Annotated in this window: 23 protein-coding genes, 1 pseudogene and 1 other annotated feature; of the genes and pseudogenes, 4 read left to right on the forward strand and 20 right to left on the reverse strand. The window is 55.5% G+C overall.

Annotation, left to right across the window (positions count from 1 at the left end; genetic code table 11):
- Nucleotides 1-107: 107 nt before the first annotated feature.
- The 6 genes and pseudogenes from ispH to SK54_RS22785 form a co-directional block, all read right to left on the reverse strand.
- Nucleotides 108-1058, reverse strand: a complete 951-nt coding sequence (gene ispH, locus SK54_RS20005; protein WP_017694539.1) for a 4-hydroxy-3-methylbut-2-enyl diphosphate reductase — start codon at nt 1056-1058, stop codon at nt 108-110.
- 1 nt (nt 1059) lies between these two features.
- Nucleotides 1060-1509, reverse strand: coding sequence for an FKBP-type peptidyl-prolyl cis-trans isomerase (gene fkpB / locus SK54_RS20010; RefSeq protein WP_015572634.1), 450 nt, complete (start codon nt 1507-1509; stop codon nt 1060-1062).
- Nucleotides 1510-1625: 116 nt separating this feature from the next.
- Nucleotides 1626-2126: a signal peptidase II gene (gene lspA, locus SK54_RS20015; RefSeq protein WP_003856452.1), complete on the reverse strand. Its 501-nt coding sequence runs from the start codon at nt 2124-2126 to the stop codon at nt 1626-1628.
- Nucleotides 2126-4942 carry an isoleucine--tRNA ligase gene (gene ileS, locus SK54_RS20020; RefSeq protein WP_017383815.1) on the reverse strand — a complete coding sequence of 939 codons (2817 nt, stop codon included), beginning with the start codon at nt 4940-4942 and terminating at the stop codon, nt 2126-2128. Before ileS ends, lspA begins: the two co-directional genes overlap by 1 nt.
- Before the next feature lie 45 nt (nt 4943-4987).
- Entirely contained in the window at nt 4988-5914 is a 927-nt protein-coding gene (ribF, locus tag SK54_RS20025) for a bifunctional riboflavin kinase/FAD synthetase (RefSeq protein ID WP_003856456.1), read from the reverse strand.
- A 7-nt stretch (nt 5915-5921) separates the two neighbouring features.
- A pseudogene (locus tag SK54_RS22785) lies at nt 5922-6127 on the reverse strand (DUF2575 domain-containing protein); the annotation flags it as partial.
- A 115-nt stretch (nt 6128-6242) separates the two neighbouring features.
- Here SK54_RS22785 and rpsT point away from each other — a divergent pair.
- Entirely contained in the window at nt 6243-6506 is a 264-nt protein-coding gene (gene rpsT / locus SK54_RS20030; RefSeq protein WP_003856458.1) for a 30S ribosomal protein S20, read from the forward strand.
- A 58-nt stretch (nt 6507-6564) separates the two neighbouring features.
- Here rpsT and nhaR read toward each other — a convergent pair whose 3' ends face one another.
- The 4 genes from nhaR to dnaK all read right to left on the reverse strand — a co-directional run bounded on the left by nhaR (nt 6565) and on the right by dnaK (nt 12018).
- Complete coding sequence (gene nhaR / locus SK54_RS20035) at nt 6565-7464, reverse strand: transcriptional activator NhaR (RefSeq protein ID WP_017694543.1); 900 nt, start codon at nt 7462-7464, stop codon at nt 6565-6567.
- 59 nt (nt 7465-7523) lie between these two features.
- Nucleotides 7524-8699 (reverse strand): Na+/H+ antiporter NhaA, encoded by a 1176-nt coding sequence (gene nhaA, locus SK54_RS20040; protein ID WP_045338411.1) that lies wholly within the window; start codon nt 8697-8699, stop codon nt 7524-7526.
- A gap of 172 nt (nt 8700-8871) precedes the next feature.
- Nucleotides 8872-10017, reverse strand: a complete 1146-nt coding sequence (gene dnaJ / locus SK54_RS20045; RefSeq protein ID WP_014830600.1) for a molecular chaperone DnaJ — start codon at nt 10015-10017, stop codon at nt 8872-8874.
- An 87-nt stretch (nt 10018-10104) separates the two neighbouring features.
- Nucleotides 10105-12018, reverse strand: coding sequence for a molecular chaperone DnaK (gene dnaK, locus SK54_RS20050; RefSeq protein WP_006810169.1), 1914 nt, complete (start codon nt 12016-12018; stop codon nt 10105-10107).
- A gap of 296 nt (nt 12019-12314) precedes the next feature.
- Here dnaK and satP point away from each other — a divergent pair, with 296 nt between their 5' ends.
- A complete protein-coding gene (satP, locus tag SK54_RS20060; RefSeq protein WP_003856474.1) occupies nt 12315-12881 on the forward strand; it encodes an acetate uptake transporter in 567 nt (188 codons plus the stop codon).
- On the opposite strand, the gene SK54_RS20065 is transcribed toward satP, so the two are convergent.
- The 3 genes from SK54_RS20065 to tal all read right to left on the reverse strand — a co-directional run bounded on the left by SK54_RS20065 (nt 12858) and on the right by tal (nt 15954).
- The gene (locus tag SK54_RS20065; protein WP_045141628.1) at nt 12858-14180 is read right to left on the reverse strand and encodes an MFS transporter; all 1323 of its coding nucleotides are present in this window, start codon (nt 14178-14180) and stop codon (nt 12858-12860) included. The genes satP and SK54_RS20065 overlap by 24 nt on opposite strands.
- A gap of 122 nt (nt 14181-14302) precedes the next feature.
- Nucleotides 14303-14890 carry a molybdopterin adenylyltransferase gene (gene mog / locus SK54_RS20070; RefSeq protein WP_017383820.1) on the reverse strand — a complete coding sequence of 196 codons (588 nt, stop codon included), beginning with the start codon at nt 14888-14890 and terminating at the stop codon, nt 14303-14305.
- A gap of 110 nt (nt 14891-15000) precedes the next feature.
- The gene (gene tal / locus SK54_RS20075) at nt 15001-15954 is read right to left on the reverse strand and encodes a transaldolase (protein ID WP_047737176.1); all 954 of its coding nucleotides are present in this window, start codon (nt 15952-15954) and stop codon (nt 15001-15003) included.
- Nucleotides 15955-16216: 262 nt separating this feature from the next.
- On the opposite strand from tal, the gene SK54_RS20080 reads away from it, so the two are divergent.
- Nucleotides 16217-17650 (forward strand): alanine/glycine:cation symporter family protein, encoded by a 1434-nt coding sequence (locus SK54_RS20080; RefSeq protein ID WP_017383821.1) that lies wholly within the window; start codon nt 16217-16219, stop codon nt 17648-17650.
- A gap of 66 nt (nt 17651-17716) precedes the next feature.
- Nucleotides 17717-18490, forward strand: coding sequence for a peroxide stress protein YaaA (gene yaaA, locus SK54_RS20085; protein WP_015572628.1), 774 nt, complete (start codon nt 17717-17719; stop codon nt 18488-18490).
- A 32-nt stretch (nt 18491-18522) separates the two neighbouring features.
- On the opposite strand, the gene SK54_RS20090 is transcribed toward yaaA, so the two are convergent.
- The 7 genes from SK54_RS20090 to yjjY form a co-directional block, all read right to left on the reverse strand.
- Entirely contained in the window at nt 18523-18810 is a 288-nt protein-coding gene (locus tag SK54_RS20090) for a DUF2502 domain-containing protein (RefSeq protein WP_015572627.1), read from the reverse strand.
- A 248-nt stretch (nt 18811-19058) separates the two neighbouring features.
- Nucleotides 19059-20345 (reverse strand): threonine synthase, encoded by a 1287-nt coding sequence (gene thrC, locus SK54_RS20095; RefSeq protein ID WP_015572626.1) that lies wholly within the window; start codon nt 20343-20345, stop codon nt 19059-19061.
- Between the two features lie 3 nt (nt 20346-20348).
- Complete coding sequence (gene thrB, locus SK54_RS20100) at nt 20349-21278, reverse strand: homoserine kinase (RefSeq protein WP_022650380.1); 930 nt, start codon at nt 21276-21278, stop codon at nt 20349-20351.
- Between the two features lies 1 nt (nt 21279).
- Complete coding sequence (gene thrA, locus SK54_RS20105) at nt 21280-23742, reverse strand: bifunctional aspartate kinase/homoserine dehydrogenase I (RefSeq protein ID WP_032647186.1); 2463 nt, start codon at nt 23740-23742, stop codon at nt 21280-21282.
- A 24-nt stretch (nt 23743-23766) separates the two neighbouring features.
- Nucleotides 23767-23884 (reverse strand) — a sequence feature (Thr leader region).
- Nucleotides 23823-23891, reverse strand: coding sequence for a thr operon leader peptide (gene thrL, locus SK54_RS22255; protein ID WP_015572623.1), 69 nt, complete (start codon nt 23889-23891; stop codon nt 23823-23825). It overlaps the preceding feature by 62 nt.
- A gap of 206 nt (nt 23892-24097) precedes the next feature.
- Nucleotides 24098-24790 (reverse strand): tRNA/rRNA methyltransferase, encoded by a 693-nt coding sequence (locus SK54_RS20110; RefSeq protein ID WP_048247834.1) that lies wholly within the window; start codon nt 24788-24790, stop codon nt 24098-24100.
- A 399-nt stretch (nt 24791-25189) separates the two neighbouring features.
- On the reverse strand, nt 25190-25330 hold the full coding sequence (yjjY, locus tag SK54_RS22615; protein WP_001541509.1) for a YjjY family protein: 141 nt from the start codon (nt 25328-25330) through the stop codon (nt 25190-25192).
- Between the last annotated feature and the right edge of the window lie 8 nt (nt 25331-25338).

Consider the following 25338-nt stretch of genomic DNA (forward strand, 5'->3'; position numbering starts at 1 on the left):
CGATTAACCTAGTGATAAAAGCGTCAATATTGATGGTGAATCACAGTTAACCAGAAACAAAAATGCCGGAGGCTTTCGCCACCGGCATTTTGAAGATTGAGAGGACATTATTCCACTTCGCGGGCGTCGATTCGCAGCTCTTTCGGCACTTCGAAGACAATGTTCTCTTCACGGCCTTCCAGCGGCACCGCTTCGCCACCGCCCAGCTCTTGCAGGCGGGCAATGACGTTTTGAACCAGGATATCCGGCGCTGAAGCGCCTGCGGTAACACCGACGCAGGCCGCGTTTTTCACCCACGATTCCTGAATGTCCGTTGCGTCGTCGATCAGGAACGCCGCTTTCCCCATACGCTGCGCCAGTTCGGCCAGTCGGTTGGAGTTAGAGGAGTTTTTCGAGCCGACCACCAGCACCACATCCGCCTGTTCAGCCAGGGCGCGTACGGCTTCCTGACGGTTGGTGGTTGCATAGCAGATATCATCTTTGCGCGGCCCGACAATTTTCGGGAAGCGCTGGCGCAGGGCGTCAATCACGTCTGAGGTGTCGTCTACGGAAAGCGTCGTCTGGGTCATAAACGACAGACGGGCTTCGTTTTTCACGTCCAGCGTAAAGACATCTTCCGGTGACTCAACCAGATACATGCCCCCTTCCGGGTTGCTGTACTGGCCCATGGTGCCTTCAACTTCCGGGTGACCGGCGTGACCAATCAGAATTGACTCTTCACCACGACGGCTGGCGCGCGCCACTTCCATATGCACTTTTGTCACTAACGGACAGGTGGCATCGAATACGGTCAGATCGCGGCTTTTCGCCTCGTTGCGTACCGCCTGAGAGACGCCGTGCGCGGAGAAGATGAGGATTGCGCCGTCCGGCACTTCGCTGATCTGCTCGATAAAAATCGCACCGCGCTCGCGCAGGCTGTCGACCACGTAACGGTTGTGCACCACTTCGTGACGCACGTAAATCGGCGCGCCGTAAATCTCCAGCGCGTTTTCAACAATGCTGATAGCGCGGTCTACACCGGCGCAGAAGCCGCGCGGGTTAGCCAACAGGATCTGCATTTTACTCCTCCAGTGCCGGATCGATCTCCAGCACTTCGACATCAAAATGAACGGTACGCCCGGCAAGCGGATGGTTGAAATCGACGGTGATAGAATCGCCGTTGATTTCTCGGATCACGCCAGGCATTTCGCTGCCGTCCATAGCGGTAAAGAGCATAATCGCCCCGATTTCTGGTTCACCCGCATCCATAAACTCACGACGCGAGAAATACTGGATCAGGTCCGGGCTTGGCACGCCAAATGCCGCATCCGGCTCCAGCGAAAACGCTTTTTTCTCGCCCTCTTTCAGACCCAGAAGCTGCTGCTCAAGGCCTTCAGACAGGGAGGTGTCACCCAGACGAAACAGCGCCGGTTTGCCATTATTGCGGGTGGATTCGGCCGTGGAGCCGTCATCCAGCTTCAGCGTGAAATGAACGAGAACCGCGCTGTTGCTCTGTACGGATTTAGACATGCAAATTGCTCGCTTATTTTGGGTCACCTGTTGCCCGGTGGCGCTACGCTTACCGGGCCTACGGGGGCCACAAATTCTGTAGGCCGGGATCGCTACGCGTCACCCGGCTGGTTTTGTTACGCCTGCTCTTTCGCGGCCGGTTTAGGCAAGAAGCCTTCCAGCACGATTAACGCCGCACCAACGCATATTGCGCTATCGGCGAGGTTAAAGGTCGCGAAATGCCAGTCGCCGACGTAGAAATCGATCATATCGACCACAAAGCCGTGCCACAGGCGGTCAAACAGGTTACCCAGCGCGCCGCCAATGATCAGCGCGTAGGCGATATTATTCAGCTTTTGCGTGGCCTTTGAGCGGTACATCAGCACCGCCAGCACGACGCAGATACCGATAGCGATACCCGCGAAGAACCAGCGCTGCCAGCCACCGCTGTCGGCAAGGAAACTAAACGCCGCACCATAGTTGCGGGCATAGTGCAGGTTAAGCGACGGAAACAGCGGGACCGTATCCCCCAGAGCGAAATTCTGGAGGATCAGGAACTTGCTGCCCAAATCAATAATCAGCACCACCACCACCAGCCACAGCCAGCGCAGTCCTGTTGAACAGAGAGTTTTACTCATCAGGCAAACTTACGTTTTTCGCCGTCACCGGCGACGTTGCTTACACAGCGTCCGCAGATGTCTGCGTGTTCCGCCACCTGGCCAACATCGGTGGTGTAATGCCAGCAACGCGGGCATTTCTCACCGTCGGCTTTGCTCAGTGCGACCTTCAGTCCTTTGAGCAGTTCACTCTGCTGAGCATCAGCAGTAGCTTCGGCATAATCCGCAACTTTCGCACCGGAGGTCAACAGGACAAATCGTAATTCATCGCCCAGCGCGGTCAGTTTGGCCGCCAGCTCCGGTTCGGCGTACAGGGTCACGGTCGCTTCCAGCGAACCACCGACTTTCTTGTCAGCGCGCGCCTGCTCGATAACCTTATTCACTTCGCCACGCACTTTCAGCAGCTCGTCCCAGTAGGCATCGTTCATTGCTTCAGTGCTGGAGAGGTCGAACAGACCTTCGTACCACTCGCCGGTGAAGACATACTTCTCGCGTTCGCCCGGCAGGTAACCCCAGATTTCATCCGCGGTGAAGGACATGATCGGCGCCATCCAGCGTACCAGCGCCTCTGCGATGTGGAACAGCGCAGTCTGGCAGCTACGACGCGCCACGCTGTCCGCTTTCGCGGTGTACTGGCGGTCTTTGATGATGTCGAGGTAGAACGAGCCCATCTCGATGGAGCAGAAGCGCATCAGGCGCTGCACCACTTCGTGGAAGTCGTAAGACTCATAGGCTTTAAGAATATCTTCCTGCGCCGCTTTCGCGCAGCCTACCGCCCAGCGATCGAGCACAACCATCTCTTCCGGCTTCACCATGTCTTTCACCGGATCGAACCCGTTCAGGTTCGCCAGCAGGAAGCGCGCGGTGTTACGAATACGACGATAGCTGTCAGCAGCACGTTTCAGGATCTCATCAGAGACCGCCATTTCGCCGGTGTAGTCGGTAGAGGCCACCCACAGACGCAGAATGTCCGCGCCCAGTTTGTTCATCACGTCCTGCGGAGAAACGGTGTTACCGATAGATTTGGACATCTTACGGCCCTGACCATCCACGGTGAAGCCGTGGGTCAATACCTGGCGGTAAGGTGCTTTACCCTTCATGGCGGTGGAGATCATCAGCGATGACATGAACCAGCCGCGGTGTTGGTCAGACCCTTCCAGATACATATCGGCAGCGTGACCAGCAAACTCCGGACGCACGTCAACCACGGAGGAGTGGGTAGACCCGGAGTCGAACCACACGTCCAGGGTATCCGGCACTTTCTCGTAGCTGTCTGCGTCAGCGCCCAGGATGTCACGGGCGTCGAGATCCCACCACGCCTGAATGCCGTCAACTTCGACGCGCTTCGCCACTTCTTCCATCAGTTCCAGTGTGTTCGGGTGCAGCTCCTGCGTCTCTTTATGTACGAACAGAGACATCGGCACGCCCCAGGTGCGCTGACGGGAGATACACCAGTCAGGACGGTTAGCCACCATGGATTCGATCCGCGCCTGGCCCCAGTCAGGGATCCACTGCACGCCTTTGATCTCTTTCAGAGACTGCGCACGCAGGCCTTTCTGGTCCATGCTGATAAACCACTGCGGGGTTGCACGGAAGATGATCGGGGTCTTGTGACGCCAGCAGCACGGATAGCTGTGCTGCATTTTCTCAACGTGCAGCAGCGCGCCGCTGGTGCGCAGCATATCAACGATGATGTCGTTAGCTTTAAAGACGTTGATGCCGTCCAGCGCCGGGTACGTGCCTGGCAGGTAAGAGCCGTCCGGACCAACCGGGTTAGCGATTTCCAGACCATATTTCAGGCTGATGTTGTAGTCGTCAGGACCGTGGCCACCGGCGGTATGCACCGCACCGGTACCCGCGTCCAGCGTGACGTGGTCGCCCAGAATCGCCGGAACGTCGAAGTCCAGGAACGGGTGTTTGAAGCGCATCAGTTCCAGCGCGTCGCCTTTTACGGTGCCCAGCACGGTGTAATCGGTGATGTTCGCGCGTTTCAGCACGCTTTCGACCAGGTCTTTCGCCAGGATAACCGCACGGCCATCAATCTGCACCAGCGCATACTCAAACTCGCCAGAGAGGGAGATCGCGCGGTTAGCAGGCAGCGTCCACGGGGTGGTGGTCCAGATCACCAGAGAGATCGGGCCGCTTACGCCAGGCAGACCAAATTTAGCTTTGATCGCATCCTGATCGACCGCTTCGAAGGCCACGTCGATAGAAGGCGAGGTTTTGTCGTAATACTCCACTTCCGCTTCTGCCAGCGCAGAGCGGCAGTCGACGCACCAGTGCACCGGCTTCGCGCCTTTGTGCAGGTGACCGTTGCCGATGATTTTACCCAGCGCTCGGATGATGTTGGCTTCGGTTTTGAAGTCCATGGTCAGGTACGGATGCGACCAGTCACCCAGCACGCCCAGACGGATGAAGTCAGCGCGCTGACCGTCAACCTGGGTGGCAGCGTATTCGCGGCATTTCGCACGGAATTCTGCGGCGGTGAACTTCTCACCCGGCTTACCGTACTCTTGCTCAACTTTCAGCTCGATCGGCAGACCATGGCAGTCCCAGCCCGGAACGTAAGGCGAGTCATATCCCGCGAGTCCTTTGGACTTCACGATAATGTCTTTCAGAATCTTGTTTACAGAGTGACCAATATGAATGCTGCCATTCGCATATGGAGGGCCATCATGCAGAATGAAGGTTTTTTTGCCTTTTTTGGCTGCACGAATGATGCCGTACAGGTCATCATCGGTCCAACGCGCCAGCATTCCCGGTTCACGCTTGGCGAGATCGCCGCGCATCGGGAACCCTGTTTCCGGCAAATTCAGGGTTGATTTATAATCACTCATCAGATTCTCGGTTCCGTATTTATCACGTAGGCAGTTAAGCCGGTTCTAAAGCCCAAAAAACTCGCGGGCCGTTAATTCATCTCGCGCGATTTGCGCCTTAAGTTCGTCCAGCGAAGCGAATCGCTGTTCATTGCGTATTTTTTTACGCAGTATCACATCTATATGGCGACCATACAGGTCCATTACAACGTCCAGCAGGTGTACTTCTAACTGTTGACGCACACCGGCAACCGTTGGACGTGTGCCAATGTTGGCGACGCCGTAGAAAGGCTTCTCGCCCAGTCCTGCCACTTCCACCGCATAGACCCCTTTAACCGGGGAGACCTGACGACGCAGCGGTATATTCGCCGTCGGGAAACCTATCGTGCGGCCCAGCGCATCGCCATGGACCACGCGACCTGAAATTGTGAACGGGTGACCCAGCAGCGTTTCTGCCGTGTCCAGTTCATCGTTCGCCAGCGCCTGACGTACCGCCGTGCTGCTGACGCGCACGCCGCCCTCACAGAAGGTCATCGTGCTGGTGACGTCAAACCCGTACTCCAGGCCAGCCTTCTGTAATAACAAGAAATCGCCCTGACGACCAGCGCCAAAGCGGAAATCATCGCCCACGGCGAGAAACTGCACGCCAAGCTGCCTGACCAACAGGTCGCTGACAAAATTTTGTGCGGTCAGCGCGGCAAAACGACGGTCGAACCGTACGCACAGGACGTAGTCCACCCCTGACTCCGCCAGGTAGCGTAACTTCTCACGCAGACGCGTCAGCCGCGCGGGGGATTTCTCGCCTGCAAACAGCTCCAGCGGCTGAGGCTCGAAAATCATCACCACGACGGGCAGGCCTCGCGCCTCGCCTTCTTTACGCAATCCCTGCAACAGCGCCTGATGCCCACGATGCACGCCGTCGAAATTACCAATGGTCAGCACGCACCCGTGCGGGGCTTGACTGAGATTATGTATGCCGCGTATCAGCTTCATGACTGGCTCAAAACAGTGAAAATCGCCAAAGTATACCTTGTACAGCGGTTAAGGTTAACCGGCGATTGTTCACGCTAAACAGAAAGCCGTATGATTTCATCACGCTGACCTTTCGCAGCAAAAAAATCTGTCCGCGAACTGCGATTTTTACGCCGAAAAGCTGTATTCACGAACGACAAGCTGGTAGAATCCTGCGCCATCACTACGTAACGTAGCGTCGCCACATTAACGGCGCTTATTTGCACAAATCCATTGACAAAAGAAGGTATAGAGGGCATATTCCTCGGCCTTTGAATTGTCCACATAGATCATATTTGGGAGTTGGACCTTGGCTAATATCAAATCAGCTAAGAAACGTGCCGTTCAGTCTGAAAAGGCTCGTAAGCACAATGCAAGCCGTCGCTCTATGATGCGTACTTTCATCAAGAAAGTATACGCAGCTATCGAAGCTGGCGACAAAGCTGCAGCGCAGAACGCATTTAACGAAATGCAACCAATCGTGGATCGTCAGGCTGCTAAAGGTCTGATCCACAAAAACAAAGCAGCGCGTCATAAAGCAAACCTGACCGCGCAGATCAACAAACTGGCTTAATCGCCACTTGTTGTTGCTTGTTTGAAAGAACCCGCTTAACGCGGGTTTTTTTATGTCTTCAGATTACCGGCGGCGTAAACAGCGCCGAATAGTCGCGATTGCAGATTCGCTGCACCGCCGGGTGCTGAATCATCCTTTCGGCGAATATGGCGTGATACTCTTCCATCACGTTATCCACCCTGCCGATCTCGGTTATTTTGTCGTCTGAATAGAGATCGTGCGCGTACAGCGTCGGAGCAACGAAGATAGCGTTATGCGCTTCGCCAAAGGCTTTCATCAGCGCCGCATCGTCGAACTCACCGAGAATTTCTACGTTCAGCCCCTGCGAGTTAAACCAGTTCAGCAGCTTCCGTCCGAGCATGGACCTCCGACCCGGCACCAGCAAGCGGCGCTCTTCCAGGCAGGCAGGAAACGGTTTTTCCGGTGGCGGATTGATGCACCAGAAACTGACGCCGCATTCGCCAATTTTCACCGAGAACAAGCCTTCCTGCTGCGTGGAATCGATAGGGCAATCCGAAATAATCATATCCAGCTTATGCTGGCTCAGCTGTTCCAGCAGCATCTCGTGAGTGGACTCAAAGCAGCGTAAATGGATCTGTTCATCTTCCACCACCGCCGCATCCAGCACGCCACTCACCAGCCGTTTGGACAGCGCATCCGCCACCCCCACGTCAAAAAGCAGGTTCGACTCTTTGCGGTAGTTGACGATGTCCAGCATCTCCTGACTCAGGGTGAACATTTTATCCGCATAGCGGAACACCAGCTCGCCCAACTCACTGGGCTCAATCCCACGGCCCTTGCGCTTGAACAACTTGCCCTGTAACCGCTCTTCCAGGGCTTTGATTTGCCCGGTAATGGTTTGTGGCGTCAGGTAAAGCGCTTCTGCCGCCCCCACGACCGAGCCCTGTTTATAAACGTGCCAGAAGTAATAAAGATGGTTGTAATTCAAATGAGACATCGCGTGTTCTCTCCCTGAGTGTGTATCGGGAGAAGGAGCCCCCTCCTCCCGGTTTTCCGTTATGCCTGGACAGCCTGTCCGGACAATTTCACCTTCAACAAGGTATAACCAATGACTGCGGCCAGTAATGACCCGATGAGAATGCCGAGTTTTGCCCAGACGATAAGCTCAGGCGCGTTTGCGCCAAACGCCAGCGTCGAGATAAAGATCGACATGGTGAATCCAATACCGCACAGCACGCCGACGGCCATAATCTGGCTAAAGGTGGTCCCGTTTGGCAATGACGCCAGCTTCAGCTTCAGCGCCAGCCAGCAGAACAGGCTGATACCCAGCGGCTTACCGATAAACAGACCGGCGATGATACCCAGCGGCAGCACGGAGGTGAGTCCGTCCAGGGTAACCCCGGCCAGGGAAACTCCCGCGTTGGCAAACGCAAACAGCGGCAGGATCATAAAGCCCACCCACGGATGAAGCACATGCTCCAGCTGTCTGGCTGGCGATTTGCCGTCCTGCTCCTTCAGCGGAATAAAGAAGCCAACGATGACGCCCGCCAGCGTGGCATGCACGCCAGACTTCAGCACCGCCGTCCACAGCACCATGCCCACCAGAATATAAATACCCGTACGTCGGACGTTGAAGACGTTCAGCAAGGCCAGCACCACAATAGCCACGGCCGCCACGCTCAGCGACAGAACCGACAGATCGCTGGTGTAGAACAGCGCGATAATCACGATAGCGCCCAGATCATCGATAATCGCCAGCGCCATCAGGAAAATTTTCAGTGCTACCGGGACGCGGCTACCGAGCAAGGCTAAGACCCCGAGCGCAAACGCGATATCCGTTGCAGCCGGGATCGCCCAGCCGTCACGCGCAACCGGATCCTGCCACGCAAACGCGAGAAAGAGCAACGCCGGAGCGATCATCCCGCCAATCGCCGCGATCACCGGAAACGCCGCGCGCTGACGGCTGGCAAGCGAACCGATCACCAGCTCACGTTTAACCTCCAGACCCACCAGCAGGAAGAACACCGCCATCAGCGCATCGTTGATCCACAGCAGCATGTTCTTGTTAATTTCCAGCGCCCCGACTTTCAGCTCGACGGGCGTTTCCAGAAATGCGTGATAGAGATCGCGCGTCATGCCCATATTGGCGAGCAGCATGGCGGCCGCAGCAGCAATAATCAGGATGACGCCGCCGGATGCCTCACTGCTAAAGAAACGGTGTAGTAATTTCACGTTTAAACTCTCTTTTACAACAATACCTCGGTAAAACCATAATATCAGCGCAAACAGATCGGTAAAAACAGATTAATATTGGGTATATATTCAGTTTAACCGAGGAATAACGCTATAAACAAAAAGCCCGGAATCGCTTCCGGGCTTTAAAGGATAGTAACCAGCTGGCGGGTTAGCGGGTTAAATCGTCGAAGAATTTTTTGACGCCATCGAAGAAGCTTTTGGAGCGCGGGCTGTTTTTCTCACCCGTCGGGCCGCCAAAGCTTTCCTGAAGCTCTTTCAGCAGCTGTTTCTGCTTATCGTTCAGGCCGACCGGCGTTTCCACGACCACGCGGCATAACAGGTCACCCTGCGCGCCACCGCGAACGGATTTAACGCCTTTGCCGCGCATGCGGAACAGCTTCCCGGTCTGGGTTTCGCCAGGGATTTTCAGGTTAACGCGACCGTCCAGCGTCGGCACTTCGATTTCGCCACCCAGCGCCGCCATCGCAAAGTTGATCGGCACTTCACAGTACAGGTTGTTACCTTCACGCTCGAAGATGGCGTGCTGCTTCACCTGAACCTGAACGTACAGATCGCCTGCCGGTGCGCCGTGCTCGCCAGCTTCACCCTCACCTGCCAGACGGATGCGGTCGCCCGTATCCACGCCTGCCGGGATCTTAACGGACAGCGTTTTGGTTTTCTCCACGCGACCGTGACCGTGGCATTTGGTGCACGGATCTTTAATCAGCGTACCGCGACCATGACAGTGCGGACAGGCCTGCTGCACCGCGAAGAAGCCCTGGCGCATCTGCACCTGACCGGAACCGTGACAGGTTGGGCAGGTCTGTGGCTGAGTCCCCGCTTTCGCGCCGCTGCCGTGGCAAACGTCACACTCTTCCAGCGTCGGAATACGGATCTCTTTGGTGACGCCGCGAACCGCTTCTTCAAGCGTCAGCTCCATGTTGTAGCGCAGGTCTGCGCCGCGCGCCGCGCGCTGACGACCACGTCCGCCGCCGAAGATATCGCCAAATACATCACCAAAGATATCGCTGAAATCAGCGCCGCCGCCGAAGCCGCCGCCACCAAATCCACCGCCGCCCATGCCGCCCTGTTCAAAGGCCGCGTGACCGTACTGATCATAGGCCGCACGTTTTTGTGCATCGGTCAGGACTTCGTAGGCTTCTTTAATCTCTTTAAATTTGGCTTCAGCCTCTTTGTCACCCTGATTACGGTCAGGGTGGAATTTCATGGCCAGGCGCTTATACGCCTTTTTGATTTCACGCTCTTCCGCAGTTTTCGGAACGCCTAAAATCTCGTAATAGTCTTGCTTTGCCATTGGTTTTTTTAAGCCCCTTAACATGCGAGCACGGGCGTGGAGAATTCTCCTACGCCCGTGCCGATTACTTACCCTGCATCAGGGCGATTATTTTTTGTCTTTCACTTCTTCGAACTCAGCGTCGACAACATCGTCGTCTTTCGCGTTGTTCTGGGAAGCATCAGCGCCCGCCTGCTGCTGTGCGTGCTGCTGCTGAGCGATTTCCATCAGCTTCTGAGAAACCTGTGCCAGCTCCTGCATCTTCGCTTCGATGTCCGCTTTGTCTTCGCCTTTCAGAGACGTTTCCAGCGCGCTCAGTGCAGTTTCGATCGCAGTTTTGTCTTCCGCTGGCAGTTTATCGCCCGCTTCTTCAACCTGCTTACGGGTGCTGTGCAGCAGATGGTCACCCTGGTTACGGGTCTGAACCAGCTCTTCGAACTTACGGTCGGATTCCGCGTTAGCTTCGGCATCACGAACCATTTTTTCGATTTCCGCTTCGTTCAGGCCAGAAGATGCCTTGATGGTAATCTTCTGCTCTTTACCGCTATTTTTGTCTTTCGCAGACACATGCAGGATACCGTCAGCATCGATGTCGAAGGTGACTTCGATCTGTGGCATGCCGCGTGGTGCCGGGTTAATACCGTCCAGGTTGAACTGACCCAGAGATTTGTTATCCGCCGCGCGCTTACGCTCACCCTGAATCACATGGATGGTTACCGCAGACTGGTTGTCTTCAGCGGTAGAGAACACCTGGCTGTGTTTCGTCGGGATAGTGGTGTTTTTGTTGATGAGCGGAGTCATCACGCCACCCATGGTTTCGATACCCAGAGACAGCGGGGTAACGTCCAGCAGCAGTACGTCTTTTACTTCACCCGTCAGAACACCACCCTGAACCGCAGCACCGATAGCAACCGCTTCGTCCGGGTTCACGTCTTTACGTGGCTCTTTACCAAAGAATTCAGCCACTTTCTTCTGAACCATTGGCATACGAGTCTGACCACCTACCAGGATAACGTCCTGAATGTCAGACACGGACAGGCCAGCGTCCTGCAATGCAACTTTCAGTGGCTCGATAGAACGGTTCACCAAGTCTTCTACCAGGCTTTCCAGTTTCGCACGGGTCACTTTGATGTTCATGTGTTTTGGACCGGTCGCGTCTGCGGTGATGTACGGCAGGTTCACGTCGGTCTGCTGAGCGGAAGACAGCTCGATCTTCGCTTTCTCAGCGGCTTCTTTCAGTCGCTGCATGGCCAGCGGGTCGTTACGCAGGTCAATGCCCTGATCTTTCTTGAACTCGTCAACGAGGTAGTTGATCAGACGGGTATCGAAGTCTTCACCACCCAGGTGGGTATCACCATTGGTTGCCAGAACTTCGAAGGTTTTTTCGCCGTCAACGTCGTCGATTTCGATAATAGAGATATCGAAGGTACCACCACCCAGGTCGTAAACCGCGATAGTACGGTTGCCAACTTCTTTATCCAGACCGTAAGCCAGTGCTGCTGCGGTTGGTTCGTTGATGATACGTTTTACTTCCAGACCTGCGATACGGCCAGCATCTTTGGTTGCCTGACGCTGAGCATCGTTGAAGTAAGCAGGTACGGTGATAACAGCTTCAGTTACCGGCTCACCCAGGTAATCTTCCGCGGTTTTCTTCATTTTCTTCAGCACTTCAGCAGAGATCTGCGGAGGTGCCGTTTTGGTGCCTTTCACATCAAGCCATGCATCGCCGTTATCGGCTGCGATGATTTTGTAAGGCATGATGGAAACGTCACGCTGAACTTCTTCGTCCTGGAAGCGGCGGCCAATCAGGCGTTTGATCGCAAACAGGGTGTTTTGCGGGTTTGTCACGGCCTGACGTTTAGCCGGCTGACCAACCAGAGTTTCACCATCCTGGGTATAAGCAATGATAGAAGGCGTGGTGCGATCGCCCTCGGCGTTCTCCAGCACACGTGCAGTAGTGCCATCCATAATCGCTACACAAGAGTTGGTAGTACCCAGGTCGATACCAATAATTTTACCCATCTAAACGTCTCCACTAAAAATTCAGTCAACATGTGGTTGTGTACCTGTAATAAGGGCAGAACGTGCTTTTTCAACTGCCCAGATTTGATTTTTTTCAGGTCCACACACTGCGGTTGCTTACAAGATGGGGTCACAACAGCATCCATCAAGGGGGAAGGATAAAAAATTTTTTAATTTCACCCCGGTGAGATCATAGACGGCGTCGATGCCGCCCATTATGATGCCGCGCCCCGTCAGGTAGAACTGGCGCGGGTTTAACCATTTCACCATATTAATGATGATTTTTTTGAGGACTTATGGGCAACACTAAGTTGGCTAATCCGGCTCCGCTGGGCCTGATGGGTTTTGGCATGACCACCATTCTGCTGAACCTGCACAATATCGGGATGTTCCCGATGGACGGCATTATCCTGGCGATGGGCATTTTTTACGGCGGTATCGCACAGATCTTTGCGGGCCTGCTGGAATATAAGAAAGGCAACACCTTCGGCTTAACCGCCTTTACCTCTTACGGTTCCTTCTGGCTGACTCTGGTCGCAATTCTGCTGATGCCTAAAATGGGCCTGGCAGAGGCGGCAAACGCCCATTTCCTGGGCGTGTACCTGGGACTGTGGGGCGTGTTCACCCTGTTCATGTTCTTCGGTACCCTTAAGGCGAACCGCGCACTGCAATTCGTCTTCCTGAGCCTGACCGTACTGTTCGCTCTGCTGGCCATCGGTCACCTGGCGGATAACGAAGGCATCGTTCACGTTGCCGGCTGGGTAGGTCTGGTTTGCGGCGCAAGCGCAATCTACCTGGCCATGGGTGAAGTGCTGAACGAGCAGTTCGACCGCACCATTCTACCGATTGGTGAAAAACACTGATCCCTCTGTCGTGCCCGCGTCGCGGGCACGACGTCCCTCTGACTGGCGAAGCCACACCCCCAAAACCAGTCCCATCAGCGATAACGCCAGCACGTACCACGAAGGTGCAAGGGGTGACACCCCCATCAACACCGTCACCACAATCGGGGTCAGCCCACCGAAAATGGCATACGAGACATTATAAGAGAAAGAGATCCCAGTGAAGCGTACCTCCGGCGGGAAGGCGCGGACCATTACGTACGGTACGGCGCCAACGACGCCCACGCACAGCCCGACGACACCGTACAGCAGGAACAGCTGTTCAGGATGGGTGCCCGCAAGATGATAAAATGCCCAGCTCGACGCGGCCAGAAGCAAACTGCCGACAATAAAGGTCGCGCTTGCGCCGAAACGATCCGCCGCCAGCCCGGCGGCCAGACAACCAAAGCAGAGCATAATTGTCGCGATACTGTTCGCCTGTAACGTCACGGCAGGCGCAAAACCGTACTGTTTTTGCAGCCAGACCGGCGACATCAAAATGACCACCACGATCCCCGCAGACAGCAGCCAGGTCAGAAGCATCGACACCATTACCGCTTTTTTATGCCGCACTACTACGGTTTTCACCGGCAGTTCTTGCGCCAGCGCCTTCCGCTGCTGCATTTCCAGAAATATTGGCGTCTCTTGCAACCAGCGTCGCAGGTACATTGCCACCAGCCCAAACGCCCCGCCCAGCAGGAACGGTATACGCCAGCCCCAGTCGTGAACGGCCTGTTGCGTCATGCTGGTATTGATGATGGTTGCAACCACGGAGCCAAGCAGGATCCCGATCGTCAGCCCTGCGGTCAGCGTTCCGCACGCAATGCCGATGCGGCGCACCGGGACGTGCTCAGCGACAAACACCCAGGCGCCCGGCACTTCCCCGCCGATGGCCGCGCCCTGGAGAATACGCATCAGCAGCAGCAATAACGGGGCGATAATGCCCATCGACTCATAGGTAGGCAAAAGCCCAATCGCCAGCGTCGGCACGGCCATAAGCAGGATGCTGAGGGTAAACATCTTCTTGCGCCCGACCAGATCGCCAAAGTGCGCCATGACAATGCCGCCCAGCGGACGCGCCAGATAGCCGGCAGCGAAAATGCCGAAGGTTTGTACCTGACGCAGCCATTCCGGAATATCCGCCGGGAAAAACAGCGCCCCCACAACGGCGGCGAAGAAGACAAAGATGATGAAGTCGTAAAACTCCAGCGCGCCGCCCAGGGCAGCGAGCGTGAGGGTTTTGTAGTCCTGTCGATTCAGAGGTCGGGTGTTATGTGACATAGCGAACCATTGTGCATGTGTTGTGGATTATTTTTTACAGCAATCGTAAAGAAAAAATTACTATATCGTAAATCCATTTACACGCTACCGCGGCTGGCGCTAATGTCACATTTTAAAGAATTTCAGGAGATTGTTTCGCGGCGAGCGCTTTTAGGGCGAAATGCTGCTACCACATTGCCGTCAGTTTCCACGTACGGACCGTCAAGCAGTTGTATACAATACGGTACACTAGCAAAGATACCGTGGACGATAACGCTGCCGTCCTCGGCTTTTACCCCTTCCAGCGTTTCTTTTATCGACTTCGGCTGCCCCGGCAGGTTCAGGATCAGCGCCTGTTTGCGGATCACCCCGACCTGACGGGAAAGAATGGCCGTCGGGACAAAGTGTAGACTGATCTGGCGCATCTGCTCACCGAAGCCCGGCATTTCACGATCGGCGATAGCCAGCGTCGCGTCCGGCGTTACATCGCGGCGCGCGGGGCCGGTTCCGCCCGTCGTCAGCACCAGGTGGCAGCTCATCTCATCCACCAGTTCACACAGGGTTTGCTCGATGATCGGTTGCTCGTCCGGGATCAGGCGAGTCTGGATCTCAAACGGGGTAGTGAGCGCGCTGCCCAGCCACTCTTCCAGAGCAGGGATGCCTTTATCCTGATAAACACCGCTGGAGGCGCGGTCAGAAATCGACACTAAGCCGATGCGTAAGGTATTCATATCCATTCCATTCAAAAAGTACTGATTAAAGGGAATGATACACGCAGAGAGAAAATTCAGACAGAGGCGGGGGAAAGACGCGTGACCGGGAACCCGGTCACGCAGAATGATTACAGCAGGTCGCCGATCATTTTTTCCAGTTTTTCCTGGTCGATAGCAAACTTACGGATACCGTCCGCCAGTTTATCTACGGCCATTGGATCCTGGTTGTGCTGCCACAGGAACTCGGACTCGGTGATGCGCTCAGGGCGTGCTTTCACTTCGCCGGTGTAGGACAGTTTACGCTCGATAGCACCTTCGCTTTCTGCCAGCTCTTTCAGCAGCGCAGGAGCGATGGTCAGGCGGTCACAGCCAGCCAGCTCGATGATTTCGCCGACGTTACGGAAGCTTGCGCCCATCACTACGGTCTCATAGCCGTGCTGTTTGTAGTATTCGTAGATTTCAGTCACTGAAATCACGCCTGGATCTTCAGACGCCGCGTACTCTTTCTTGTCGGTGTTGGCTTTGTACCAGTCCAGAATACGGCCCACGAACGGAGAAATCAGGTATACGCCAGCTTCGGCACATGCACGCGCCTGCGCGAAGGAGAACAGCAGAGTCAGGTTACAGTTGATGCCTTCTTTTTCCAGCTGCTCAGCAGCGCGGATGCCCTGCCAGGTAGACGCCAGTTTGATCAGGATACGGTCATTGCTGATGCCCGCATCGTTGTACAGTTTGATCAGGCGTTTTGCTTTTGCGATAGACGCTTCGGTGTCGTAGGACAGGCGAGCATCAACTTCGGTAGAGATACGGCCAGGAACGAGCTTCAGGATTTCCAGACCGATGTTCACTGCCAGTTTGTCAGTGGCATCCACAACCTGCTGCGCGCGGTCATTGCTCTGTGCTTTCGCCCAGGTCACTGCGTCGTCAATCAGTTTGCGATACTCAGGGATCTGCGCGGCGTTAAGGATCAGAGAAGGGTTGGTTGTGGCATCCTGCGGCTGGTACAGCTTCATTGCCGCGATATCTCCGGTGTCAGCGACGACAGTGGTGAACTGACGAAGGGAGGTCAATTTATCCGTCATGATAGTGTTTCTCTTTTAACGTGCCCTGGATAATTCACACTACCGACAGCTTGCCAGCAGCGGAAAAATGACAGGTTTACTTGTTAGGGGGATGTAACCGGTCTGCCCTGATGATAACACGAGTGAGAGGCAGCGCAACCGCAGACAGTGCGCTTAGGCAGAGTATGATAAACTCAGAATATTAACAGGCTGCTAAGTAACAGCATGCACAATCAGTGGTAGCGCTTACATATTCACTTTGGCATCAACAAGAGGGACGTTAGTGCCTGATTTCTTTTTCTTTATCAACGAAGTCCTCTGGGGTTCGATCATGATATACCTGCTTTCAGGAGCAGGTATCTGGTTTACGTGGCGCAGCGGTCTGATTCAGTTTCGCTATATCCGCAAATTTGGCAGAAGTCTGAAAAACAGCGTCACCCCACAGCCGGGCGGCCTGACCTCGTTTCAGGCGCTCTGTACCAGCCTGGCCGCGCGCGTCGGCAGCGGTAACCTGGCCGGTGTCGCGCTGGCGATCGGCGCGGGCGGTCCGGGCGCGGTATTCTGGATGTGGGTGACGGCGATTATCGGTATGGCCACCTCCTTTGCTGAATGCTCGCTTGCGCAACTCTACAAAGAAAAAGACGGCAAAGGTCAGTTTCGCGGCGGTCCCGCCTGGTATATGGCTCGCGGGCTGGGAATGCGCTGGATGGGCGTTCTGTTCTCGATCTTTTTGCTGATTGCCTATGGCCTTATTTTCAATACCGTTCAGGCAAATTCCGTCGCCCACGCGCTGCGCTTTGCCTTCAATTGTCCGGAGTGGCTGACGGGCGGCGCGCTTGCCCTTCTCACCCTGCTGACCATTGTGACCGGGCTCAAAGGGGTTGCCCGCCTGATGCAGTGGTTGGTTCCGCTGATGGCGCTGCTGTGGGTGTCCACCAGCCTGATGGTATGCGCGATACATATCGACGAGGTGCCGAACGTCATCGTCACCATTTTCCAAAGCGCGTTCGGCTGGCGCGAAGCGGCTTCCGGCGCGCTGGGTTACACCCTTAGCCAGGCACTCACTGCGGGTTTTCAGCGGGGTATGTTCTCCAACGAAGCGGGAATGGGCTCCACGCCGAATGCCGCCGCAGCGGCCGCATCCTGGCCCCCACATCCCGCCGCGCAGGGCATTGTACAGATGATTGGCGTCTTCACAGACACCATTGTTATCTGCTCCGCCAGCGCGATGATAATGCTGCTGGCCGGTGCCGCTGAACAACCGTCCGGTAGTACGGCAGGCATTCATTGGGTACAACAGGCGCTGGTCTCCCTCGTCGGCGGCTGGGGCGCGGGCCTTGTCGCACTTGTCGTGGGACTTTTTGCCTTTAGTTCCATTGCGGTGAACTATATCTATGCCGAAAACAACCTTATCTTCCTGAAAGTTGACTCGCGTCTGGCCCGCAACATCCTTCGCGCGGGCGTGCTGGCGATGGTGTTTGTAGGTTGCCTGCTCAGCATGCCGATGATCTGGCAAATAGCGGACGTCATTATGGCGCTGATGGCCATCACGAACCTGACGGCCATTTTGCTGCTTTCACCGGTTGTGGCGCTGATCGCGCGCGATTATCTGCGTCAGCGCAAGCTCGGCGTACAGCCCGTCTTTGACGCCTCACGCTATCCCGAAATCGAGTCACAAATTGCCCCTGGCACCTGGGATGATTTGCCGCGGCAATAACAGCTATCGATCAATTCAGGGCGATTTTTTGCTAAAGTCGCTCTAAATTTCCTGCAAGGACTGGATATGCTGATTCTGATTTCACCTGCCAAAACGCTCGACTACCAGAGCCCGCTCGCCACTGAGCGTTATACCCAGCCGGAATTGCTGGACTACTCGCAACAGCTGATCCACGAGGCGCGTAAGCTTTCGGCTCCGCAAATCGCTTCGCTGATGAGCATCAGCGATAAACTCGCCGACCTGAATGCCACCCGTTTTCATGAGTGGCAGCCTGACTTCACGCCCGCCAACGCCCGCCAGGCGCTGTTGGCCTTCAAAGGTGACGTCTACACTGGCCTGCAAGCAGAAACGTTTAGCGAAGCCGATTTCGATTTTGCCCAGCTGCATCTGCGCATGTTATCCGGCCTGTACGGGGTGCTGCGACCGCTGGATCTGATGCAACCGTATCGTCTGGAGATGGGTATCCGCCTGGAAAACGCTAAAGGTAAAGATCTGTACCAGTTCTGGGGCGATGTCATTACCGACAAGCTTAACGCGGCGCTGCAAGCCCAGGGGGACAACGTGGTGATCAACCTGGCCTCCGATGAGTACTTCAAATCGGTGAAGCCGAAGAAGCTGGATGCGGACATTATCAAGCCGGTATTCCTCGACGAGAAAAACGGCAAATTTAAAGTGATCAGCTTCTACGCCAAAAAAGCGCGCGGTCTGATGAGCCGCTTCATCATTCAAAACCGTCTGACGAAGCCAGAGCAGCTCACTGGCTTTAACAGTGAAGGGTATTTTTTCGACGAGGCATCGTCAGGAAAAAACGAGCTGGTGTTTAAGCGTCACGAGCAATAAAAAGACAACCCCGCCAGCTGGCGGGGTTTGTGTTAATGGTGCTTCCGGTCCGGGCCCGGGCGACGATCGTCATGACGGTGGTGATCGTCACGATCGCGATGTTCATCGTGCGGACGCCAGTGGTTATCGCGCCAGTCATAGTGCGCTTTCCACCAGTCATGGTCGCGCCAGCGGCCGCCATCCCAGTAGTGCCCGTTATTATCCCGATCGCCAATTTGCAGTTTTACCGCTGGCACGAGGGTGATCTCAGCTGCCTGCACCGCCATGGGAGCGACCAGCATCAGTGAAAGCGCGATAAGTGCAGGTTTCAGTGTAGACATAGGTGACTCCTTATTCTTCTTGCCCAACGTGGGCCGATGTAAGGAGAGTACGTGATGGGGACGGGGGATGTTATTCTCTGCAATCCTAAACGCTAAGTGACCGCATTTATTGGGAATTTCTGCTTTTTTCCTGCTGTTTTTCTCCTTAATTTCTTCACAAAAAAGCCGGGTGGCGCTGCGCTTACCCGGCCTACGATGAGTTCGCCGTTGTAGGCCCGGTAAGGCGAAGCCGCCACCGGGCAGCACAATCACGCTCGGGTCATCATCAGCTTACGCAGCGCGGCAAAGTCTGCGGGCAGCTCATGAGACAGCAGCGGCAGGTCGGCGCGATCGGCCAGCTCTTTTGGCAGCGGCAGCGTTTCCCCCAGGATCGCTTCCACGCTCTCTTTGAACTTGGCCGGATGGGCGGTGCCGAGGAACAGGCCATACTCACCCGGTTGAAGCTGATCGCGCAGGGCACGATAGGCAATCGCCGCGTGCGGCTCAGAGGTATAGCCCACCGCTTTCAGCTCGCGCATGGTGGCTTTAGTGGTTTCGTCCGTCACCGCTGCGTAACCCAGATCGCCCAGACGCCAGACCTTACGGCGAAACAGCTCTTCCACACGCGGCCAGTTGTTAGGCTGTGACACATCCATCGCATTGGAGAGCGTGGCCTGAGTCGCGTTCGGCGCCCATTTTCCGTCCTTCAGGAAACGCGGCACGGTGTCGTTGGCGTTGGTGGCGGCGATAAAGCGCTTCACCGGCAGGCCGAGTGATTTCGCCAGCAGGCCTGCCGTCAGGTCGCCGAAGTTCCCACTTGGCACGGAAACCACCAGCTGATTGCGCGCGTCCTGCGGCAGCTGCGCCACCGCTTCGAAGTAGTAGCAGATCTGCGCCAGCAGACGGCTGATGTTGATGGAGTTGGCAGAGTTCAGCCCCAGCGCCGCCTTCAGCTCTTCGTCATCGAAGGCCTGCTTCACTAGCGCCTGACAGGCATCGAAATCGCCGTCGATCGCCACGGTTTCAATGTTGCCCCCAAGGGTGCAGAACAGTTTTTCCTGAAGCGGGCTGATTTTGCCTTTCGGATAGAGGATCACCACGCGGACGTTTTTCAGGCCGTAGAACGCATGGGCCACCGCCGCTCCGGTATCGCCTGAAGTCGCGGTAAGAATGGTCACCGGTTTGTCGCCGCTGATGTGGGTCAGCATCTGCGCCATAAAGCGACCGCCGAAATCTTTGAACGCCAGCGTCGGACCGTGGAACAGCTCCAGACAACCAACGTCAGGCTCCACCTGCTTCACCGGCGCCGGGAAAGCAAACGCCGCACGCACGCGTTCTTCGAGTAGCTCCTGCGGGATTTCGTCGCCGATAAAGGCAGACAGAATTTTGGTGCTGCGGGTGACAAAGTCCTGCTTCAGCAGCTCATCGATTTCGGTCAGCTGAAATTCCGGCAGGTCGTGGGGGAAGAACAGCCCCTGATTTTTGCCAAGCCCCTGCGTTACCGCCTGCGCGAAGCTGACCTGCTCGTTATGATCTTTAAGGTTGTAGAGTTTCATTCGTTATCCCAGTACTCGTGCGCCAGCCGTGTCCAGACGGCAAATATGAACAAAGCCTTCCTGATTTTGCAGGTAGTGTTTAGAGAGCCAGTCCGCCACGCGCTGCGCGGTGTCTGGCTTGTCGCATAAGGCGAACAGCGTCGGGCCGGAGCCGGAGATGCCGCACGCCTGTGCGCCGATATCCATGGATGCCTGTCGCGCTTCGTTAAAGCCCGGCAGCAGCTTCGTGCGATACGGCTCGGCAATGACGTCTTTCATCAGTTTCGCCGCCAGCTGCGGCTGACGGGTGTAGCAGGCGTGAATAAAGCCCGCCAGATGCCGCCCGTGGGCGATACAGTCCTGACGACGATACTGCGCCGGCAGGATCGCACGCGCTTCGGCGGTAGACACTTTAATGCCCGGATAGGCCAGCACCCACAGCCACTCATCAAACCCTGGCACCTGCTGGCTGATGATGCCATTTTCTTCAATCATCAGCTGCATGCCGCCAAGGAAGCACGGCGCCACGTTATCATAATGAATGCTGCCGGAGATGCGCCCTTCCAGCTCGCCCATCAGCGCCAGCAGACGGCTGTTGTTCAGCGGCTTGCCGCAATGCTCATTCATCGCCACCAGCGCAGCGACCACCGAGCAGGCGCTCGAGCCCAGCCCCGAACCAATCGGCATGCTCTTTTCCAGCGTCATGGCGACCGGCACGTTTTTGCCGATCTCCTGACAGAAGCGTTCCCAGCACTGATAAACGATATTCTCGCGCGGTTCAGACGGCAGCTTACTGGCGAAGCGGCCGATGTTATTCAGGCTGAAGCGCTCTGCCGCCTCAACCGTAACCGTATCGCCCAGCAGCGAACCGTCCACCGGCGTGACCGCCGCGCCCAGCACGTCAAATCCGACGCTCATATTGGCGCTGGAAGCCGGGGCATATACTTTAACCATCTTAAACTCCTAACTTCCATGACAGGGTACGCAGCAGATCGGCAAACACGCCCGCCGCCGTCACATCATTCCCTGCGCCATAGCCGCGAAGCACCAGCGGCAGTGGCTGATAATAATGGCTGTAGAACGCCAGGGCGTTCTCGCCGTTTTTCACCTTGTACAGCGGATCGTTGCCATCCACTTCGGCAATCTTCACCCGGCAGACGCCGTCTTCTTCAATGTTGCCAACATAGCGCAATACCTTACCTTCATCACGGGCTTTCGCAACGCGTGCGGCAAAGGCGTCGTCAAGCTGCGGCAACCTGGCCATAAAGGCGCTGACGTCACCGCTGTCATCAAATTCTGCTGGCAGCACCGGCTCAATCACGATATCCGAAAGCTCCAGCTCGCGGCCAGTTTCGCGCGCCAGGATCAGCAGCTTACGCGCCACGTCCATGCCGGAGAGGTCGTCGCGCGGATCCGGCTCGGTGTAGCCCAGCTCGCGCGCGGCGCGGGTGGCTTCCGACAAGCTCATCCCTTCGTCCAGCTTGCCGAAGATAAACGACAGGGAGCCGGAGAGGATGCCGGAGAAACGCTGTAGTTCGTCGCCCGCGTTCAGCAGGTTTTGCAGGTTCTCGATGACCGGCAGGCCTGCGCCCACGTTGGTGTCATACAGAAACTTACGGCGCGACTTACTCGCCGCCAGCCGCAGCTGGTGATAGTAATCCATCGACGAGGTGTTGGCCTTTTTGTTTGGCGTCACCACGTGGAACCCTTCGCGCAGGAAGTCGGCGTACTGATCGGCCACCGCCTGGCTGGAGGTACAGTCAACGATCACCGGGTTAAGCAGGTGATATTCTTTCACCAGGCGGATCAGGCGGCCCAGGTTAAATGGCTCTTTCGCCTCTTCCAGCTCCGCCTGCCAGTTTTCCAGATTCAGACCGTGGACGTTAGTCAGCAACGCTTTCGAGTTCGCAATGCCGCAAACGCGCAAATCGATATGTTTCTTCTTAAGCCACTCCTGCTGGCGCTTCACCTGCTCCAGCAGCGCGCCACCGACACCACCGACGCCCACCAGGAACAGCTCAATCACCTGGTCGGTGTTGAACAGCATCTGATGCACCACGCGCACGCCGGTAGTGGCGTCATCGTTATCCACGACAACGGAAATGGAACGCTCTGATGAGCCCTGGGCAATCGCCACGATATTAATATTGGCCCGCGCCAGCGCGGCAAAGAATTTGGCGGAGATACCGCGCAGGGTGCGCATGCCGTCGCCGACCACAGAGATAATCGCCAGACGCTCCTGAATCGACAGCGGCTCCAGCAGCTCTTCTTTCAGCTCCAGATAGAACTCTTCTTCCAGCGCGCGACGGGCACGCAGGCAATCACCCTGCGGAACGCAGAAGCTGATGCTGTATTCGGAAGAAGACTGCGTGATCAGCACCACGGAGATCCCGTTGCGGGACATAGCGGCAAAGACGCGTGCCGCCATGCCGACCATGCCCTTCATCCCCGGGCCGGAGACGCTGAACATCGCCATGTTATTGAGGTTAGAAATGCCTTTCACCGGCAGTTCATCTTCATCCGCGCTGGCGCCAATCAGCGTGCCCGGCGCCTGAGGGTTACCGGTATTCTTAATCAGGCAAGGGATTTGGAACTGGGCAATCGGGGAGATGGTACGCGGGTGAAGAACTTTAGCGCCGAAGTAGGAAAGCTCCATCGCTTCCTGGTACGACATCGACTTCAGCAGCCTGGCGTCCGGTACCTGGCGCGGATCGCAGGTATAAACGCCGTCGACGTCAGTCCAGATCTCACAGCAGTCTGCGCGTAAACAGGCGGCCAGCACGGCGGCGGAGTAGTCAGAGCCGTTACGCCCCAACACCACCAGTTCGCCCTTCTCGTTACCGGCAGTAAAGCCAGCCATCAGGATCATATGGTCAGACGGGATTTTGCTCGCCGCAATACGGCGTGTCGACTCGGCAATGTCGACGGTGGATTCAAGGTAGTGGCCCACAGCCAGCAGTTTTTCAACCGGATCGATGACCGTCACGTGGTGACCGCGCGCTTCCAGCACGCCTGCCATGATGGCGATAGAGAGTTTTTCACCCCGGCAAATCAGCGCCGCGTTGATGCTGTCCGGACACTGACCAAGCAGGCTGATACCGTGAAGAACGTGTTTAATCTGGGCAAATTCAAGTTCAACGGTGCTTTTCAGCTGCGCCAGCGGGAAACCAGGCTGGGCGTCGGCCAGCCCCTGAAGCAGATCGGCAAAGATACGCTCGGCGTCGCTGATGTTCGGTAGTGCATCCTGACCACCGATGGTTTTTTCAATCATCGCCACCAGGTGGTTCGTGATTTTGGCCGGGGCAGAGAGCACGGTGGCAACCTGCCCCTGCCTGGCGTTGCTTTCCAGGATATCGGCAACACGCAGAAAACGTTCTGCATTTGCCACTGACGTACCGCCGAACTTCAACACTCGCATGGTTCTACCTCATTTCCTTTAGCCGAAAAAAAAGCCCGCACTGTTCAGGTGCGGGCTTTTTTCTGTTTTTCCTGTACGCGTCAGCCCGCATCGTTACCTGTGGTAATGATGATGGTTGTAGTAATGGTGGTGATGCTGATGCGTTTCATGGATGTTGTGTACTCTGTCATTATTATCTGTCTGTGCTCTATTCTTTTAGGGTTAAAGGATCGAGCCCCTTAAGTCAATGAATTTTTAATTCGATCACAATTCGGGACATTCTCACGTCCCGCTGCGGGCAGATTTATTTTCATCGGAATAACCCAGATGCAACCCCAGACATCAGCAGGATCGGCCATAATAAAAACCTATGACACTATTTTACTCGGCTAATTTTTTTTTCAATATCATTAAGCAATCGGTGCAGCATTGCCGTGTCGCGCTGCTCAAGACGCCCCAGGCGCTGCTGTAACCAGTCCACCATTTTCTGATCGTCAGCGACGCCCAACTGCTCAAGAAGGTTATCTGCACGAACACGCAGTGCCGCCAGCTGGTTTTCATCCGAAACTGTCACCGGTGGCTGAGAAATTTGTATTAAGGATGCTAATTGATAGCAATAGACCATCACCGCCTGCCCCAGATTGAGTGACGGATAATCCGCCACCATCGGCGCGCCCGTCAGCACGTCAGCCAGCTCCAGCTCTTCGTTAGTCAGCCCGGAATCTTCTCGCCCAAACACCAGCGCGGCTTTCTCCAGCCACTGGCTTTTCTCTTCCAGCATCGGCACCAGTTCAGCAGGCGTGGCGTAATAGTGAAACTTCGCCCGGCTGCGCGCGGTCGTCGCGACGGTAAACGAAATATCGTGGAGTGCGTCGGCGAGCGTAGCGTAAGTGGTTATATTATCGAGAATATCACCCGAACCGTGCGCCACCCAGCGCGCAGCAGGCTCCAGATGCGCCGTGCTGTCCACAATACGCAAATCGGTAAACCCCATAGTCTTCATGGCACGCGCCGCAGCGCCAATATTTTCAGCTCTTGCTGGTGACACCAGCACAATCGACAGATGCATTTACGCTCTCTTTTTAATCAGTTAGCAGGTAAAAATGTGATTCAGTTCAACATATTACGCAGCACGAATTTACAATTTTGCAACACAAATCACCGAAATAGCGTTTCATAACAATTAAAAAAAGCTAAACTATTTTGTGGCTGAACAATCAGTTAGAATGTTAACAGAAGTCCATTATCCTTATGTTTTGTAATGATAATGACCATATGAATACTCTTTTCTGATTGGATTCGTACCGTTTATCAATCAATGTCCGCAACTAGTTGGTTTATTGAAAAATTGTGACAAAGGCTAGCATTCAGCTACGATGATTTCATCAAACTGTTAACGTGCTACAATTGAACTTGATATATGTCAACGAAGCGTAGTTTTATTGGGTGTCCGGTGTCACTTAGCCTGTTATGTTGCTGTTAAAATGGTTAGGATGACAGCCGTTTTTGACACTGTCGGGTCCAAAGGGAAAGTACCCACGACCAAGCTAATGATGTTGTTGACGTTGATGGAAAGTGCATCAAGAACGCAATTACGTACTTTAGTCACGTTAAGCC

Source organism: Enterobacter sp. MGH120 (genome assembly GCF_001037725.1).
In the GTDB taxonomy this organism is placed as follows: domain Bacteria; phylum Pseudomonadota; class Gammaproteobacteria; order Enterobacterales; family Enterobacteriaceae; genus Enterobacter; species Enterobacter hormaechei_C.

What these genes read in the sequence shown, in the direction of transcription:
- ispH (WP_017694539.1), bottom strand. Translation starts at nt 1,058, where the DNA reads ATGCAGATCCTGTTGGCTAACCCGCGCGGCTTCTGCGCCGGTGTAGAC.
- fkpB (WP_015572634.1), bottom strand. Translation starts at nt 1,509, where the DNA reads ATGTCTAAATCCGTACAGAGCAACAGCGCGGTTCTCGTTCATTTCACG.
- lspA (WP_003856452.1), bottom strand. Translation starts at nt 2,126, where the DNA reads ATGAGTAAAACTCTCTGTTCAACAGGACTGCGCTGGCTGTGGCTGGTG.
- ileS (WP_017383815.1), bottom strand. Translation starts at nt 4,942, where the DNA reads ATGAGTGATTATAAATCAACCCTGAATTTGCCGGAAACAGGGTTCCCG.
- ribF (WP_003856456.1), bottom strand. Translation starts at nt 5,914, where the DNA reads ATGAAGCTGATACGCGGCATACATAATCTCAGTCAAGCCCCGCACGGG.
- nhaR (WP_017694543.1), bottom strand. Translation starts at nt 7,464, where the DNA reads ATGTCTCATTTGAATTACAACCATCTTTATTACTTCTGGCACGTTTAT.
- dnaJ (WP_014830600.1), bottom strand. Translation starts at nt 10,017, where the DNA reads ATGGCAAAGCAAGACTATTACGAGATTTTAGGCGTTCCGAAAACTGCG.
- dnaK (WP_006810169.1), bottom strand. Translation starts at nt 12,018, where the DNA reads ATGGGTAAAATTATTGGTATCGACCTGGGTACTACCAACTCTTGTGTA.
- satP (WP_003856474.1), top strand. Translation starts at nt 12,315, where the DNA reads ATGGGCAACACTAAGTTGGCTAATCCGGCTCCGCTGGGCCTGATGGGT.
- SK54_RS20065 (WP_045141628.1), bottom strand. Translation starts at nt 14,180, where the DNA reads ATGTCACATAACACCCGACCTCTGAATCGACAGGACTACAAAACCCTC.
- mog (WP_017383820.1), bottom strand. Translation starts at nt 14,890, where the DNA reads ATGAATACCTTACGCATCGGCTTAGTGTCGATTTCTGACCGCGCCTCC.
- tal (WP_047737176.1), bottom strand. Translation starts at nt 15,954, where the DNA reads ATGACGGATAAATTGACCTCCCTTCGTCAGTTCACCACTGTCGTCGCT.
- yaaA (WP_015572628.1), top strand. Translation starts at nt 17,717, where the DNA reads ATGCTGATTCTGATTTCACCTGCCAAAACGCTCGACTACCAGAGCCCG.
- SK54_RS20090 (WP_015572627.1), bottom strand. Translation starts at nt 18,810, where the DNA reads ATGTCTACACTGAAACCTGCACTTATCGCGCTTTCACTGATGCTGGTC.
- thrC (WP_015572626.1), bottom strand. Translation starts at nt 20,345, where the DNA reads ATGAAACTCTACAACCTTAAAGATCATAACGAGCAGGTCAGCTTCGCG.
- thrB (WP_022650380.1), bottom strand. Translation starts at nt 21,278, where the DNA reads ATGGTTAAAGTATATGCCCCGGCTTCCAGCGCCAATATGAGCGTCGGA.
- thrA (WP_032647186.1), bottom strand. Translation starts at nt 23,742, where the DNA reads ATGCGAGTGTTGAAGTTCGGCGGTACGTCAGTGGCAAATGCAGAACGT.
- SK54_RS20110 (WP_048247834.1), bottom strand. Translation starts at nt 24,790, where the DNA reads ATGCATCTGTCGATTGTGCTGGTGTCACCAGCAAGAGCTGAAAATATT.